The sequence below is a fragment of the Limnobacter sp. genome (genome assembly GCF_964228395.1).
In the GTDB taxonomy this organism is placed as follows: Bacteria; Pseudomonadota; Gammaproteobacteria; order Burkholderiales; family Burkholderiaceae_B; genus Limnobacter.
Window position 1 is genome coordinate 1 of record NZ_CAXQZX010000014.1, and the last position, 14,892, is coordinate 14,892.

A 14,892-nucleotide genomic window follows, 5' to 3' on the forward strand; every position below is an offset into this window, starting at 1 on the left:
CGAGGCTCAGGGAGGGAAATACAGATTGGCCGTCGCAAAGGGGCATGGACCTGCTTGCTTCAAGGAGCAAGCGATAACCTCAACCGGGGCATGGACCTGCTTGCTTCAAGGCGTATACAAGTCAACGCTGAATGCCCGGGCCTTTCAGATGCGCCCGCACCAGCTCAAACACACGAGAGGTGTCTTGGCTTGCTGGCCCGTTTTCCACCAATTCACGCAAAATGTCAGCGGTGCGGTACAGCAATGGCAGGTTCAGGCCCTGCGCCCTTGCAGCCTCGGCCACCATGTTCACGTCTTTGGCGTGCAAATGGGCTTCGATGCTGGGGGCTCGGGTGAATCCTTCCACCATGTGAGGGCCGGCCCACTCCACCACTTTGCGTCCGGCCAGGCCGGCCTGCATCACTTCAAGCGCCATGGTTGGGTTGGCACCTTGTTCCAGGGCGTAATTCATGGCCTCGGCAATGCCGACCAATTGAATACACATGGCCATTTGGTTGGCAGCCTTGATGGCTTGGCCTGCACCATTGGGGCCCACGTGGCGCACTGTTTTACCCAGCACCTGGAACAGCGGTAGAAGGCTCTGGAATACTTCGGCATTGCCACCCACCATGATGGTGAGTGTTGCTGCTTTCGCCGCTGCTGCACCGCCAGACACCGGGCTGTCCAAGTACTGAATTTGTTTGGCCTGCAGGGCGGGTACAAAGGCTTTTACCCGGCCCGCATCAATGGTGCTGAAATCCACAATCACTGTGCCTGCTTTTGCGTGTTGAGCCAAACCGTCGTCACGGAACAGCAGTGATTCCACGTCCTCGGTGCGGGTGACATTCAAGCAAATCACTGCGCTGTGTTCGCAAAGGGTTTGCAGCGTGTCCGCTGCGATCAGTGGCGTGTCAGCAAACTGCGAGAGAACGGCCGGGTTTCGGGCCCATGCGCGCACAGTGTAGCCCGCCTTGCAAAGGTGACGCACCATGGCGCCTCCCATATTGCCAAGGCCAATAAATCCGATGGGGGTGTGGGGTGTAATGGGTGTCATGCCGGGATTATACAAATCGCATACGGCCCTGTGCCCACTGCGCTGCTAGGTGTTTACCCGGCCAGCGCTGGTGCTTGCTTCAGTGTTTAGCTGTCTTGGCGCACCCGTGGGCGAAGCTCGCCGGGCCTGCAAAACATGAACTCGCCGTTGTCCAGCCGAACCAGCACAGGGTGGCTGGTGCAAATGTATCGGCCAAATTCAGCGATGTTGTAGGCGACCACGGTGGCGGCTGTGTCGTCCATCCACACGGCGCTGCCTACACGAAACGCTTTGGCAGTGAGGGTGAGTGTTTTTCTTCGCATCAGCGTGTGCCCGTCGGGGTAGCGTCGACCGAAGGTTGCGCTGTCGTTGGTGAAGGCCAGGGTGAGGGACATGTTTGCCTCCTAGAGGGGTGTACATGTCATTTATACGGCAGTGTTTGCTGCATCAGTGTACCGAACATGGGGGGATAACCTGTTCAGTTTCACCCATGGGACCGCGGTGGCGCCCCTGGCCGTCGCGCCAAGTAGCCCTGAGCAAGAGGGCTCAAGGTTACTTGGTGGGTTTTACTTGCCCTGCATTAATGCGCGGGCAAAATTAATGCGAGGGCAAAAGCAGTTGGTTTTGCACCAGCATAAACAGTTCACTGTTTGGGTCTGCAATGCTGTCCACAATGTTCAAGTGGTCGGCGTTCACCTGCAGGGGCGGGTTCAAGCCCCAGTGCGATGCCAGGTAAGCGCTTTGCTCTTTGAACGCATCGGTCTCTTTGGTACCAAAAGCCAAGTGCACTGGAATGGTGGGCTTAGGCATCAAAGCCGGGCTAACCATGCGTGTACGCTTTTGGTTCAGCTTCAGGTCCTTCTGAATGAAGGGCGTGTGCACCAAGGGGCTAAGGTCGTAAATGCCAGAGACGGCCACCACAGACTTCACCACGTCCTGTGGCAGATCGGACGCCCACAATGGCCAAAAGGCCAGTGCGCTCATGACGCCCAGGTGGCCACCCGCGGAGTGACCGCACACCACAATTTGATTGGCATCAAAGCCAAAGCGGTCAGCCTGGCGATACAGCCATTCGATGCCCCGCAGCGTTTGGCGCACGCTGTCTTCAATCGTGACGCGGGGAATGAGGCCGTAGTTCAGCAGGGCCACGGAGTAGCCTCGGGCCACATAGGGTTTGGCCAAAAAAGTGAAATCGTATTTGTCGAGCGAGCGCCAGTAGCCACCGTGAATGAAGATCAGCAGAGGCTTACCGGGTTTGCCTGGAATAATGTCTACCGTTTCGGCTTCGGATTCGCCAAAGTACTGGTTCCAGAAACCGTCAAGGTCAAAGCGTGCATACCGCGACAATTCCGCCCAACGGGCGAATATTTTTGGATGGTCGGGCAGGTAGGCGCGGACGTTGTATTGGCTCTCTAGCCAATCCACATCGGGTTGGTTCTCGCCACTCTGGGCTTTGGTGTCGGCCATACGGCAATGAGAATTTGGTTGATTAAATGAAAGGCTCGCCGCCCATGGGCGGCTCAAAGTTGTGCACAACATACCCGAAAGGGCTCAAAAAGTCCAATTTTTTGAGTAATTTGGGTGTTTGATCTGCAAAGCAGTAATAATTTTGTGCTTACAATTGAAGGTTATTGTTTGTGCTGATTTCGCAGCAGCCAACCAAAACCCCAAGCAAGCCCAGCGAACACGCCCACCCCCAGGCTAAGTGGGCGAGCGCTTTCATCGTGGAGCAGCGTCACCGTGAGGCTGGCTACACTCCCCAAACCAAACTGAGAAAACCCATACAGGGCGGCGGCAGCGCCCGCGTTGTTCGGGTGTGCATCCAACAATTGAGCCATCGTGTTCGGCGCCACCAGCCCCAGCGAGCCCACGCACAACAGAAAGCCCACCACCATGGTGGTCAAGCCCACCCAGCCCACTGGCAATACCCACGCAGCCAGCAACACCAGAACAGCGCCGCCTGCGCAAAACCAATTCCCTTTGGCAATGAGGGCCGACGTACCTTGGCGCTTTACACTGCGGGCGGAATACCAGCCAAACAACATCAGGCTGCCGATGTTGGCGCCAAACAAAAGCGCGTACTGTTGCTCGCTCACACCAAACTGACCCATGTACACCAGCGGCGTGCCTGTGATGTAAGCGAACATGGCTGCGAAGTGGCAGCCACCAATGCCAATCAATGTCACGCTCTTGGGTTGCCTCAGCACGTGGGCGTATCCACGGAAAGCCAGTTTTAGAGAAGCTTGTGAACGTTGTTTGCTCAAGGTTTCGGGCAGCAATCGGTAAGCCCCCCAGATGCACAGTGCGCCAAACAGGGCCAGCACCAAAAATTCGTGCCGCCAAGTGCCCAACAGCAACACCCATGCGCCCAACAGGGGGGCCAGCATGGGAGCGATGGAAGTGACCATGCCAATCATGGCCATCACCCTGGCGGCGTCGGTTTCGGAAAACAGATCCCGAACCACGGCCCGTGCCACCACAGCAGCTGCACCGCCACCAAACGCTTGCACCAGCCGAAACAGCAGCAATTGCTCGATGGTTTGAGCAAACATGCACGCCACGCTGGCCGCCACAAACACGCTTGTGCCTGCAAAGATCATGGCCCGTCGGCCATAGCGGTCTGACAGTGGACCGTAAAACAACATGCCCAGGGCAAAGCCTGCCAAAAACACGGTGACGGTCTGTTCGGCCCTGCCGCCGGTGGTTTGCAGGTCGCTTGCAATTTGCCCCAGGCTGGGCAGGTAAAGATCGATGGCCAGGGGTGCAAAGGCCGACAGGGCCGCGAGCAATAAAAAGAGTGGGCGGTGGATCAATGTACAAAACCCCAAGTGGACAAGCCTTCGACACTGCGACAAATTGTCCATTGATGCGTGCAAGGTGCTCATAAGAAGATGACGCAGCATCAAAAGCAGGAGCCGACATGGAATTGTCCTCTCTCGACCTTGCGCGAATTCAGTTTGCAGCCAACATCACATTCCACATTTTGTTTCCCACCATCACGATTGGCCTAGGCTGGGTGATGTTTTATTTGCGCTGGCAGCATGTGCGCACCGGCAAGACCGAGTGGGAGCAGGCTCACTACTTTTGGACCAAGATTTTTGCCCTCACCTTTGCCTTGGGTGTGGTGAGCGGCATCACCATGAGCTTTCAGTTTGGTACCAATTGGCCGGGTTTCATGGAAAAAACCGGCAACATCTCCGGCCCCCTCTTGGGCTACGAGGTGCTAACCGCTTTTTTTCTGGAGGCCACTTTTTTGGGTGTGATGCTGTTTGGTAAGCAACGTGTTTCACCTCGGGTGCATTTGCTGGCCACTTTCCTGGTGGCCTTTGGGACCACCTTGTCGGCGTTCTGGATTTTGGTGCTCAACAGTTGGATGCAAACCCCGCAGGGCTTTGAGCTCATTGACGGAAAAATGCACGCCACCGACTGGATGGCCATTATTTTTAACCCGTCTTTCCCTTACCGTTTAAGCCACATGTTGCTGGCCAGTGGCCTCACCGTGGCCTTTGTGATCGCGGGTGGTAGCGCCTTGCAAATACTGCGCAAGCGCGAAAAGCCCTTCACCCGCCCCATGCTCAGGCTGGGTGTGACCTTGGCAGCGGTGCTGATTCCAGTACAAATACTGGTGGGCGATTTGCATGGCTTGAACACCCTGAAGCACCAGCCGGCCAAGGTGGCGGCCATGGAGGGGGTGTGGCACACCGAGCGTGGTGCTCCCTTGTTGCTGTTTGCCATCCCGGACGAAAAAGCGCGCACCAACCATTTCGAAATTGGCATACCCAAAATGGCCAGTTTCATTTTGACGCACGATTTCAATGGCGAAGTGAAAGGGCTCAATGAGTTTTTAAACCTTCATCCGCCCGTGGCCCCCGTGTTTTATTCCTTCCGTGTGATGGTGGGCGTGGGCATGTTGATGCTGCTGGTGTCTTGGGTGGCGGCTTGGACCTTCCGCAAACAAGGCCCGGTGCTGGAGAACAAGCGCCACAGGCTTGTACTCACTGCACTGATGTGGATGATGTTCTCGGGTTGGTTGGCCACCGTGGCGGGTTGGTGGGTCACCGAAATTGGTCGCCAGCCCTACATCGTGTACGGCGTGCTGGGCACTGCCAGCGTGGTGGCAGAGCATCCACCACAGATCTTGGCATTTACAGTGTTTTTGTACATGGCCATGTACATCGCCCTGATTGTTTGCTACGTGTGGGTGCTGCGTTACATGTTGTTGGGTGGCACAGGCTCTGCCAAAAAAGTGGATTGGAGCGGCGCTGCGGTGCGCCCTACACCGGCAGACCGCATACGTGAACAACCTTGAACCAGCCAACCTCGGGAGAGCCCTCATGACCTTCAATGAATTCATGCCGCTGCTGTTCATGGCTGTGATGGGCCTGGCCCTGTTGATCTATGTCGTGCTGGATGGCTACGACCTGGGCGTTGGGCTATTGCTGCCCTACGCCAGCGACGCTGAGAAAGACACCATGATCAATTCCATTGGACCCTTTTGGGATGCCAATGAAACCTGGTTGGTGCTCGGGGTGGGCGTGTTGTTGGTGGCGTTTCCCCAGGCGCACGGGGTGGTATTAACAGCGCTGTATTTGCCTGTGACCCTGATGCTGGTGGGCTTGGTGTTGCGCGGCGTGGCCTTTGATTTTCGTGTGAAGGTGGATGTGGCTTACAAGCCGCTTTGGAACCGCATTTTCTTTTTGGGTTCGTTCATTACCTCGGTGTCGCAGGGGTGGATGCTGGGCAGTTATATCACCGGGTTTTCCAATCACTGGTCGCAGCTGGTGTTTAACCTTGGCGTGGCAATCACCCTGCCTTTTGCCTACACGCTTTTGGCCAGCGGTTGGTTGTTGATGAAAGGCGAAGGTGAGCTGATCGACAAGGCCTGCCGCTGGGGCCGCATCAGCTTTTGGCCCATGCTGACCTCGATTGCTTTTATCTCGGCGATGACCCCCTTGGTGGTGCCTGAAATCTTTAACAAATGGTTCAGTTTCCCCAATATTTTTGCCCTGGTCCCCATTCCGATTGCCACGGTGCTTTGCTTGTGGGGCATTCATCATATTTTGTCCACACCTAGAATTGTGCAGGCGGGCTATGGCTGGATGGTGTTTGCGCTCACCGCAGGCGTGATGACGCTCGCTTTTATGGGCCTCGCGTACAGCCAATACCCCTATGTGGTGCTCAACCAACTGACCGTGTGGGAGGCGGCGGCTGCACCAGAATCATTGAAGATCATTCTGGTGGGTGTGCTCATCACCTTGCCCACCATCCTCGGGTACACTGCTTTCTCTTACAAAGTGTTCTGGGGCCGTGCCAAGGAGTTGTCGTACTGATCATGCTGTTGGCCTGGTTTAAAGCACTGCGAAACAAGATTCAAACAACAGGACGTTCAATGAGCATTCGCAAGTTAAGTGAAGATGTGGCGGTGTGTGGCCAAATTCGCCCCGAAGATGTGCCCCACATTGCGGCCCTGGGTTTTAAAACCATCATCAACAACCGGCCCGATGGCGAGGCTGCCGATCAGCCCGCCCATGCCGACATTGAGGCAGCAGCCAAAGCTGCGGGCCTGGCCATTCATTATTTGCCCATGTCTGTTGGGGCACCGCCCAGTCTTGAGGTCATGCAGGCCTTTAATCAAATTCTGGAATCGGCCAGCAAACCTGTGTTGGCGTATTGCCGCAGCGGCAACCGTTCGGGTCAAATTTACATGGGCGCATGTGCCTTGCCCAAGGGGCAGGCTTAACCAACAGCGCTGGTTTAGTGGTCTTTGCGGGCACCAGGTGGTGTGCCCGGCAGGCTAAGTGCCAGTTCGCGAATCATTCGCACCGTGTCAATGTCGGCTGCACGGTAGGCCTGCTTTCGAATTTCCTCATATTCATGGGCTTTGGCGTGGTTGCTCAAGGGGTCGGCTGCGTGGGGTTCGGGGTCCCGTACATGGTATTCAAAGCGCAACCACAATTCACCGGTTTTTGGTTCTTCTATGGTGATAGTGAGTGTGCTGTTGCCGCAGTGCTGATTGGCTTTGATGCGGGTTTCTGTGCGTTCCTCTTCAAACAATTCGATGGTGTCTTCAATCTGGAAGGCCCCGTAGTTCAGTTTGCGGGTGAGGGTGGTCACATTGCCGTCTCGACTGGTTTCTAGAACCTGCGCGTCTTCCAGCCCCATGATGAATTTGGTAGGCTTCCACGCGCGCGCCACCAGCCCAAGCCAAAGCTGCTCCCTTGTGAGCCAGTCCACGCCGGGCAGACTGGGGTCGTTAATCTGCACCAAATGTTCAAATTTCATGAGGGAGGTCCTGTGATACAAAGACACGGTACTACAAAACGGTACTCTGATTCCACCTGTTACAACGGCGTGGTTTACTTGGTAGAGGTGCCCAGCATTGAGCAGGGTGACATCGTGGCGCAGGCCACTGACCTTTTGGCCAATGTGGATGCGCGTCTTGCCGAGGCGGGGTCGAACAAAAGCCAACTGTTGCAGGTGCAAATATTTTTGACCGACATGGCCGATTATGACGGTTTCAACACCGTTTGGGAGGCCTGGTTGCCGGAGGGTTCGGCACCATCGCGCGCCTGTGTTCAGGTAAAAGGATTGGCCAGGCCAGGTTGGCGGGTTGAATTGGTGATCACCGCTGCGCAAGTGGCTCACTGACCAATTGCCAGCAAACGTCGTTGCAGCATAAACAGGTTGTGTTTTAAATGCTCAACATGCTCGGGGCCGGGTAATTCGCGATCATTGAGCGCGCTTTCAATTCTTTGCAAAAACTCGGCGAAACCGAATTCGCCCAACAATTTGCAGTGTCCTTTGACCGTGTGTACCACGCGCTTTGTGGCTTGCAGTTCTGCCGCTTGCAGGTGTTGTTCAAATTCATGCCAAAGGGCAGGCAATTCGGCGGCAATCAGCAGGGCAGAACTTCTAAGCAACTCGCGGTCATGGTCGAAGTTTTGCATGGGGATGGGGTTGCACACAAAGCCCAACTTGGTCAGCACGTGTTCTATGTCTGAGCGTTTGAAGGGTTTGGACACATAGTCGCGCATGCCAGCGCTTAGGCAGGCCTCGCGGGTGTCGGCAATGGCGTCTGCTGTTAATCCCACAATCGGTATACCTTGGTGTTTGGGGTCGCTCAATATGGCCTTGCAAGCCTCCAGCCCGCCCATATTGGGCATGTGCATGTCCATGAACACCAGGTCGAAGTGCTCTTTGTTCAGTGCGGCAATCGCCACTAGCCCATCTTCTGCGAAGCGATAGGTGACGCCCAACTGCGTGAGCACATGGGCCATGAAGGTTTGGTTGACCATGTTGTCTTCTGCCACCAATACATGAACCGGGGTGCTTGCTGTTCCCAGCGCCAAGGCGACCTTGTTGGGTGCGCAATGTGTGCCCATGCTTTTGTTTTGGTCCTCCACTGTGGGGGATTGCTGAATCACCGGCAGGGTGAGTGTAAAGCTAAAGCGGCTACCCCGGCCTTCCTCTGACCACAGTTCAATGTGGCTACCCATTAACTCTAATAGCCTTTGCGTAATTGTCAAACCCAGGCCAGTTCCCCCGTGCTTGCGGGCAGTGCCCGGCTCGGCTTGGGAAAAGGCCTTGAAAATTTCATCTCGAGCAGAGGGCGAAATGCCCATGCCCGTGTCTTCAACCTCAAAATAAAGGGAGACCCGCTGCGACTCATCTGGCACTTCCAGCGACCGAACGGACAACCTCACTTGGCCTTGCTCTGTGAATTTAAGGGCATTGCTCAGCAGGTTGCCCACCACTTGAAGAATGCGGGCCTTGTCACCCAGCACCCAGCGCGGCACTTGAGGAGCCAAAAACAATTCGGTGTGCACCCCAGGTTTGGCATAGGCACCCCGCACGGTGTTGAACATGGCTTCCAGCGCTTCGTGTAGCGCAAAAGGTTCAGGGTCAATGTCCAGCTTGTTGGCGTCAATCTTGGAGAAGTCCAGAATGTCGTTGACCACACGCAGCAGGTGTTCGGCGCTGAGGTGGATCAGTTCCAGATTTTTTCGGGATTTGGCGTCAATGGCGGTGTTGGCTTGCAGCAGCACATCGGCCAGCCCAAGAATGCCGTTCAGGGGCGTTCGAATTTCATGGCTCATGTTGGCCACAAACTGCGATTTCAGTGCATTCGATTTGTCGGCCTTTTGCTTGGCGTCCTGCAGCGCTTCGTTCTGCCTGGCCAAAGTGGCGGAGGCCCAGTTCAGGGTCTCATGCAGGGTCAGCAATTCCCTCGAGTGCGGCTTGTCAACGTGCACCACGCCTTGGTTTTTCACCATGCGTTGGGCAAATTGCCCCAAGGCAACAAGCTCGGCGCTGGTTTTGCGCATAAATAACCACAGCGTGAGTAACGCTGGTGCAGCCAGCAAAAAAGCCAGCAACATATTGCGCACCAGCAGCCTGTGCTGCTTGGCTTGTATGTCTTCCATGCCAAATTTCAACACCACGGTGCCGATGGCTTGCCCCACCTCAATGGGCTCAATCACCGTCAAGGCCTGGTCTTGGTGCACCAGCGCGGCTTGGGTGCCGCTGTGGCCCAATGGCAAGGTAAGGTTCTGTGTTTGATAATCGCTCTCCAGTGGGGCGCTTGGTGTGGCTCTGCGCACATGAGCCAACACCTTGCCCGCGGTGTTCAAAATATAGGCCTCTTGAAGCTCTGAAAACCCATCGGTTTTAAGCAATAGGTTCTCGGCCAGCGTGTAATCCAGCTCAAGCAGATGGTTGGCGCTAGACACCGCGAGGTTAAAGCCGAGCGCTTTGGCCTGGCGTTCGAATACCCGTTGAAGCTCTGAGCTTTGGGTGCTGGTATTAATCCATGTGAATGCCAGAGTGAGCACCAACAGCATGCCAGCGCCCAGAGCCAGCATTTGCTGGGTGAGGCTGGGGTGCTTGGTGCAGTGCTCTAAGGTGGGGCCGCGATTAGGCATCAGCGAGACACATATTTTTCAAGCCCCAGGGTTTCCAGCGGCTGGTAGTCGCGTTTGTAGTCAGCCAGCATGGGGTGGCTCATTTGAACGCTCGCTGCAGTGGCTGGGTCATCGCGAAGATGTGCAAGCACCTGGGCTTGAATGTGCTTGCGCAGCTGCTCGGGTACCCGTGGGTGAACAGCCAAGGGGTGAGAGGCTGTGGGTGGCGTCTCGTAAAGCACCTGTACCTTGCTGCGCAACTCTTCACTTTCAGACAAAAAAGTGGCGGCAACCATGCCCCCTGCAGCCCCTTCAGACCGCACCACGCCGCGAATCACATTGGGGTGTGTTTTCACATACTGTGTCGAAAATTGCAGGCCGCGTTGCTCGGTGAGCAGGGCTCGCATGTACAGGGAGGCCCCAAATGCATTCGGGGAGGGGAACAGCATGGTCTTTCCCTGCAGTTCCTCCAGAGAACTCACATGGCCAGGTTGACCCTTCGCAGGAGCCAGCAAAATGCCCGTGAGGGGTTTTGCGTCGCGCAGCAACGGCAGGTACCCCTGCGATTGTTTGGCCATCACCATGTGATAAGGGTTGCAATAGATCAAGTCGGCTTCGCCCCGCATAAAGCGTTCCTCGAAGTCGTCAATGTCTTTGGCAAACACCATCTTGATGTGCACGCCATCCATGTTCACCACCAGCTTTCCCCAAGTGGAATACAACACAGTGGCCGGAAATTGCGGCACCACCATCAAGGTGAGTGTGGGCCAAGGCTGGGCGTGGGCTTTTGTTCCAAATGCAAGCAGCAAAGCTGCGCAAGTGAGAATACAATGGCGTGCAATGCGTCGCAGAAAAACCATGGCAATGACCCCCTAGATGCTACAAGTGTTAAATGCTTTATATTTATCAAGTTTACTTTCTATGTGCGCTGATGCATACCCAAAGCAAGCGGTGTTTTAGCGGGTTAATTGGCTTTTGCCCTGTGAGCAAGGCGGGTGGCCATGTTTGAGAGTAGTCGTGCCGTGCAGCCAGTGGCTGTTTTTGATTCTGGCGTAGGTGGGCTGTCGGTCTTGCAAGCCATGTTGACCCAGTTGCCCAATGAGAATTTTGTTTTTTTGGCCGATGAAGTGCATTTGCCCTACGGCGACAAGCCTCAAGCCTTTATTGAACAGCGTGTGTTGACCCTGTGTGACTGGGCCAGGGGGGTGCCCACCAAAGCCATGGTGATTGCTTGCAACACGGCCACGGCTGCAGGGGCAACCCGCGCTCGCCAGGTGCATGGGGCTTGGCCGATTGTTGGCATTGAGCCTGCGGTCAAGCCTGCAAGCATGATGACCCGCAGTGGTGTGGTGGGTATTCTGGCGACCAGCAACACCGTGGCCAGTGAGCGGTTTAAAGCCCTGGTAGAGCGATTTGATCCCTTGGCGCGTGTTTTGGCTGTGCCCTGCCCTGGCTTGGTCGAACTGATTGAACAAAGCCCCATGGACCCAGCGCGCGTGCAGGCACGTCTTGCACCAGTTTTGGACACCTTGCTTGAACAAGGGGTGGATGTGATTGTGCTGGGTTGCACCCACTACCCATTTGTACGCCATTTAATTCAGGCGCATGTGGGTGCAAACGTGGCCGTCATCGAAACCGGCCTGCCCGTTGCGCGTCAGCTTGAGCAGCGCTTAAAAGAGGCTGGGCTTTGCCAGCCCGCCACGACGCTGAAAGGCGAGCAGGCACCTTACTTGCGGGTGCAGTTTTTTACCACGGGCGACCCCGCGGCTTTTCATGCCAAGCTGCAAGCCTTGATGGGGTCGCAGTGGCGCGAGGCACAAGTCAGCCCGCTGCGGGTGTAGAGGCAAGCGCGCGTGCCACCGCCAAAAATTGTTCCGGTGCAATTTCTTCAGCTCGACAGGTCAACTCAACGCCTGCGGCGTGGGCTACATCGCTTGGTACCACGCCCGCCCATGTGTTGCGCAGCATCTTGCGACGTTGAGAAAACGCAGCGCTGACCACTTTTGCAAAGGTACGGTGTTCAATGGCCTGCCGCTCCTGTGCTGCCTTGGGCACCATGCGCACGATGGCAGACATCACGCGTGGCGGCGGGTCAAAGCATTCGGGAGGCACATCAAACAAATGCTCCATGTCGTAATAGGCCTGAAGCATCACCGACAAGCGACCATAAGCCGCTTCTTTGGGTTTGGCCACCATGCGGTCGATGACTTCTTTTTGGAGCATGAAATGCTGGTCTTGCACCCGATCTGCATGGTCCAGCAAAGCAAAAAGAATGGGCGAAGAAATATTGTAGGGCAGATTGCCGACCACTCGAAGTGGCGCATCCAGCTGGGAAAAATCAAACTTCAACACATCCACTTCGTGAATGGTGAGTTTGTCTTTCCAGGGGCCTGTGCGCAGTCGCTGCGCCAGGTCGCGATCAATTTCCACCACATGCAGGTGTGGCAGTGCCTTAAGCAACCAGGCGGTTAGGGCACCAAGGCCCGGGCCAATTTCAAGCACCCGGTCGGTGGGTTTGGGGCGCATTTCGCCCAGCAGCTCTGCCAAAATGTTTTGGTCGGTTAAAAAATGCTGGCCAAATCGTTTGCGGGCCTGATGTGTCATGCGTGAAGGTCCATGCGGTGGGCGCATTCAATGGCTTGAAACAAGCTGTTGGGGTCCATGTTCTTGGTGCCTGCCAGGTCCAGTGCTGTCCCGTGGTCTACAGAGGTGCGAATAATCGGCAAGCCCAGCGAGATGTTGACGCCTTGTCCAAAGCTGGCGTGTTTAAGCACGGGCAAGCCCTGGTCGTGGTACATGGCCAGCACCGCGTCAGCGCCCTGCAGGTGTTTGGGTTGAAACAACGTGTCGGCCGGGAAGGGGCCGAGCACGTCATGCCCCAGGGCTTGAAATTGCCGGATCACGGGTTCAATCACTTCAATTTCTTCATGGCCCAAATCGCCTGCTTCGCCCGCATGGGGATTTAAGCCTGTGACCAGCACGCGTGGTTTGGGTTTGCCCCAGTGGCGCTTTAAAGCATCCAGCAGAATGGTCAAAGTGTTGGTAAGCCCGGGCACTGTGATGGCTTTGGGCACCGCACTAAGAGGCAGGTGGGTGGTGGCCAGGGCCACTCGAAGATGAGCGCCTTCCAGCATCATCACCACCTCATCTTGGCCGCAACGCTGGGCGAGGTACTCGGTGTGCCCCATAAAGCCAGGCCAGTGCGGGCTGATGGCGGATTTTTGAATGGGCGCGGTCACCATGCCTGCCGCGTCGCCTTGCAAACAAGCATCACAGGCGCTGTTGAGCAAGCTCAGCACGTAGGGGGCGTTTAACGCAGTGGTTTGGCCTGTCTGGCAGCTCGTGAGCAAGGGATGGTGCCAAAAGTGAAGACCTGGCGGCAGCTCGCCGAGTTGTTCAACCTGGCTGATCGATTTTGCTGATTCGTAACCCTTGGCCGGAATGCCCGCCTGCTGCGCACGTACACGCAACAGTTGGGTGTCGCCGAGCACAAGGAGCGCACGCCCAAGCCTTTGGGGCAGGTCGCTGTCAGCCAGCATGGCGCATAGCTCTGGCCCGATGCCAGCGGGCTCGCCGCTGGTGATCAGCAAGGGGCGCAAAGGCTTTTTACAGGCGGATGTCAATGTAAGTTCTGTCACGCAACTGGCGCAACCATTCTTGGTAATTTTCTTCAGATTTGCTGTTGCGAAGCGCCAGCCTCGCAGCTTGCCGCTGCCGCTCTTCAGATGCGGCCTGTTGGCGGCGCTCTACCACTTGTACAACATGGAATCCAAATCGGCTTTCGAACACATTGCTCACCTCACCGGGCTGCAAGCGGTTCATTTCTCGTTCAAACTCAGGCACTGTGTCGCCTTGGTACAGCCAACCCAAGTCACCACCTTTAGAGGCGGAGCCATCCACAGAAAAGCGCTTGGCAAGTGTCTCAAAATCCGATTGCCCTGCGCGCAATTGTTCGAGCACAAAATTCAGGCGGCGCTTGGCCTCGGCTTCAGACACATCGGGGGACGTGCGAATCAAGATGTGGCGCGCCCGAGTTTGCACCACCGGGGTTTTGTCCAGGGCTGCACCGCCGTCGCGACGGCCCAAGACCTTCAGCACATGGAAACCGTTGGGGCTGCGTACTGTGCTAACCGCATTGTCTTGCGCCTTGGATAAAAATTCTGTGAACAAAGAGGGCACAGCATCAAACCCGGACCATCCCATGGCACCCGTACCGGCAATGTCCAGTTCCGGGTCCGCCTTGAGAAGATCTTGGACGCTTCGCCCATCGCGCAGGGCTTTTTCAAGCGCTTGCGCTTTGCTGCGGGCCTGGCTTAATTGCTCGGCCGGCGCACCCTCTGGTGCACGGACCAGCAACTGCACCCAGTTCACCTCGGGCTTGCTGGCCGCGCTGTTGCTTCGGCTTGCCAGGTAGTTTTGAATTTCTGCATCAGACACCTGGATGCGTTGCTCCACCTCGCGTTCACGCAGGCGAGCCAAGGTGATTTCGTTTTTTACTTCGTCACGAAAGCGCGAGGGAGGTACACCCTCTTCTTGCAGGCGAGCCAGAAATGCCTCCAGGCTGAGGCCATTTTGCTCGGCCACGCGAGCCATGGCCGCTTCCACTTGAGCCTCGTCCACACGGATGCCCAACTGTTCGGCCTGTTGCAGTTGTGCGCGGTCCATCACCATTCGATCCAGCACCTGGCGGCGCAACTCCATGCGGTCGGGCAGGGGTGCGCCACGGCGGGTCATTTGCCGCTCAATCATGGCCACCTGCCTGTTTAATTCGCTGCGGGAGATGATGTCATTGTTCACCACAGCCACAATGCCATCAATGGTGGAAGAGTCTCCAGCGTTGCTTGCGCCAAGTTGTGAGCTCATTTTTCCCAAAGGCTGGGCGTTCGCTGCCGGGGGCTTCAGCCCTTGGGCCTGGGCCACGCCAAGAGTGGCCAAAGTGGCCAAGGCTGTCATGCAAAGTTGAATGTGCTTCATGTTCCA

The 14,892-nt window shown here is 56.3% G+C and carries 15 protein-coding genes; 5 read left to right on the forward strand and 10 right to left on the reverse strand.

What is annotated here, in order from left to right:
- Nucleotides 1–121: 121 nt before the first annotated feature.
- From ACEQU8_RS01200 to ACEQU8_RS01215, 4 genes are all read right to left on the reverse strand, one after another.
- Nucleotides 122–1,033, reverse strand: coding sequence for an NAD(P)-dependent oxidoreductase (locus ACEQU8_RS01200; RefSeq protein WP_370260895.1), 912 nt, complete (start codon nucleotides 1,031–1,033; stop codon nucleotides 122–124).
- 86 nt (nucleotides 1,034–1,119) lie between these two features.
- Complete coding sequence (locus tag ACEQU8_RS01205) at nucleotides 1,120–1,407, reverse strand: hypothetical protein (protein WP_370260896.1); 288 nt, start codon at nucleotides 1,405–1,407, stop codon at nucleotides 1,120–1,122.
- 202 nt (nucleotides 1,408–1,609) lie between these two features.
- Nucleotides 1,610–2,479 (reverse strand): alpha/beta hydrolase, encoded by an 870-nt coding sequence (locus ACEQU8_RS01210; RefSeq protein ID WP_370260897.1) that lies wholly within the window; start codon nucleotides 2,477–2,479, stop codon nucleotides 1,610–1,612.
- Nucleotides 2,480–2,640: 161 nt separating this feature from the next.
- Entirely contained in the window at nucleotides 2,641–3,825 is a 1,185-nt protein-coding gene (locus ACEQU8_RS01215; protein WP_370260899.1) for a multidrug effflux MFS transporter, read from the reverse strand.
- Nucleotides 3,826–3,932: 107 nt separating this feature from the next.
- Between ACEQU8_RS01215 and ACEQU8_RS01220 the strand changes: the two genes are divergently transcribed.
- From ACEQU8_RS01220 to ACEQU8_RS01230, 3 genes are read left to right on the forward strand one after another with little or no spacing between them, the layout of a single operon-like run.
- Nucleotides 3,933–5,321 (forward strand): cytochrome ubiquinol oxidase subunit I, encoded by a 1,389-nt coding sequence (locus tag ACEQU8_RS01220; RefSeq protein WP_370260900.1) that lies wholly within the window; start codon nucleotides 3,933–3,935, stop codon nucleotides 5,319–5,321.
- 25 nt (nucleotides 5,322–5,346) lie between these two features.
- Nucleotides 5,347–6,342, forward strand: a complete 996-nt coding sequence (locus ACEQU8_RS01225) for a cytochrome d ubiquinol oxidase subunit II (protein ID WP_370260902.1) — start codon at nucleotides 5,347–5,349, stop codon at nucleotides 6,340–6,342.
- 59 nt (nucleotides 6,343–6,401) lie between these two features.
- Nucleotides 6,402–6,752: a TIGR01244 family sulfur transferase gene (locus tag ACEQU8_RS01230; RefSeq protein ID WP_370260903.1), complete on the forward strand. Its 351-nt coding sequence runs from the start codon at nucleotides 6,402–6,404 to the stop codon at nucleotides 6,750–6,752.
- A gap of 14 nt (nucleotides 6,753–6,766) precedes the next feature.
- On the opposite strand, the gene ACEQU8_RS01235 is transcribed toward ACEQU8_RS01230, so the two are convergent.
- Nucleotides 6,767–7,294: an SRPBCC family protein gene (locus tag ACEQU8_RS01235; protein WP_370260905.1), complete on the reverse strand. Its 528-nt coding sequence runs from the start codon at nucleotides 7,292–7,294 to the stop codon at nucleotides 6,767–6,769.
- Between ACEQU8_RS01235 and ACEQU8_RS01240 the strand changes: the two genes are divergently transcribed.
- On the forward strand, nucleotides 7,280–7,660 hold the full coding sequence (locus ACEQU8_RS01240; RefSeq protein ID WP_372521222.1) for a RidA family protein: 381 nt from the start codon (nucleotides 7,280–7,282) through the stop codon (nucleotides 7,658–7,660). The genes ACEQU8_RS01235 and ACEQU8_RS01240 overlap by 15 nt on opposite strands.
- On the opposite strand, the gene ACEQU8_RS01245 is transcribed toward ACEQU8_RS01240, so the two are convergent.
- On the reverse strand, nucleotides 7,654–9,933 hold the full coding sequence (locus ACEQU8_RS01245; protein WP_370260908.1) for an ATP-binding protein: 2,280 nt from the start codon (nucleotides 9,931–9,933) through the stop codon (nucleotides 7,654–7,656). The genes ACEQU8_RS01240 and ACEQU8_RS01245 overlap by 7 nt on opposite strands.
- The gene (locus ACEQU8_RS01250; RefSeq protein WP_370260909.1) at nucleotides 9,933–10,772 is read right to left on the reverse strand and encodes a phosphate/phosphite/phosphonate ABC transporter substrate-binding protein; all 840 of its coding nucleotides are present in this window, start codon (nucleotides 10,770–10,772) and stop codon (nucleotides 9,933–9,935) included. The genes ACEQU8_RS01245 and ACEQU8_RS01250 overlap by 1 nt, the downstream gene beginning before the upstream one ends.
- 141 nt (nucleotides 10,773–10,913) lie before the next feature.
- Here ACEQU8_RS01250 and murI point away from each other — a divergent pair, with 141 nt between their 5' ends.
- The gene (murI, locus tag ACEQU8_RS01255; RefSeq protein WP_370260910.1) at nucleotides 10,914–11,753 is read left to right on the forward strand and encodes a glutamate racemase; all 840 of its coding nucleotides are present in this window, start codon (nucleotides 10,914–10,916) and stop codon (nucleotides 11,751–11,753) included.
- On the opposite strand, the gene rsmA is transcribed toward murI, so the two are convergent.
- Genes rsmA through ACEQU8_RS01270 form a run of 3 tightly spaced genes read right to left on the reverse strand, consistent with a single transcriptional unit; the run spans nucleotide 11,734 to nucleotide 14,886 of the window.
- Nucleotides 11,734–12,516 (reverse strand): 16S rRNA (adenine(1518)-N(6)/adenine(1519)-N(6))-dimethyltransferase RsmA, encoded by a 783-nt coding sequence (gene rsmA, locus ACEQU8_RS01260; RefSeq protein ID WP_370260911.1) that lies wholly within the window; start codon nucleotides 12,514–12,516, stop codon nucleotides 11,734–11,736. The two genes, murI and rsmA, sit on opposite strands and share 20 nt — an antisense overlap.
- Nucleotides 12,513–13,550 carry a 4-hydroxythreonine-4-phosphate dehydrogenase PdxA gene (gene pdxA, locus ACEQU8_RS01265; protein ID WP_370260913.1) on the reverse strand — a complete coding sequence of 346 codons (1,038 nt, stop codon included), beginning with the start codon at nucleotides 13,548–13,550 and terminating at the stop codon, nucleotides 12,513–12,515. The genes rsmA and pdxA overlap by 4 nt, the downstream gene beginning before the upstream one ends.
- A complete protein-coding gene (locus tag ACEQU8_RS01270; RefSeq protein ID WP_370260914.1) occupies nucleotides 13,519–14,886 on the reverse strand; it encodes a peptidylprolyl isomerase in 1,368 nt (455 codons plus the stop codon). The genes pdxA and ACEQU8_RS01270 overlap by 32 nt, the downstream gene beginning before the upstream one ends.
- Nucleotides 14,887–14,892 lie beyond the last annotated feature (6 nt).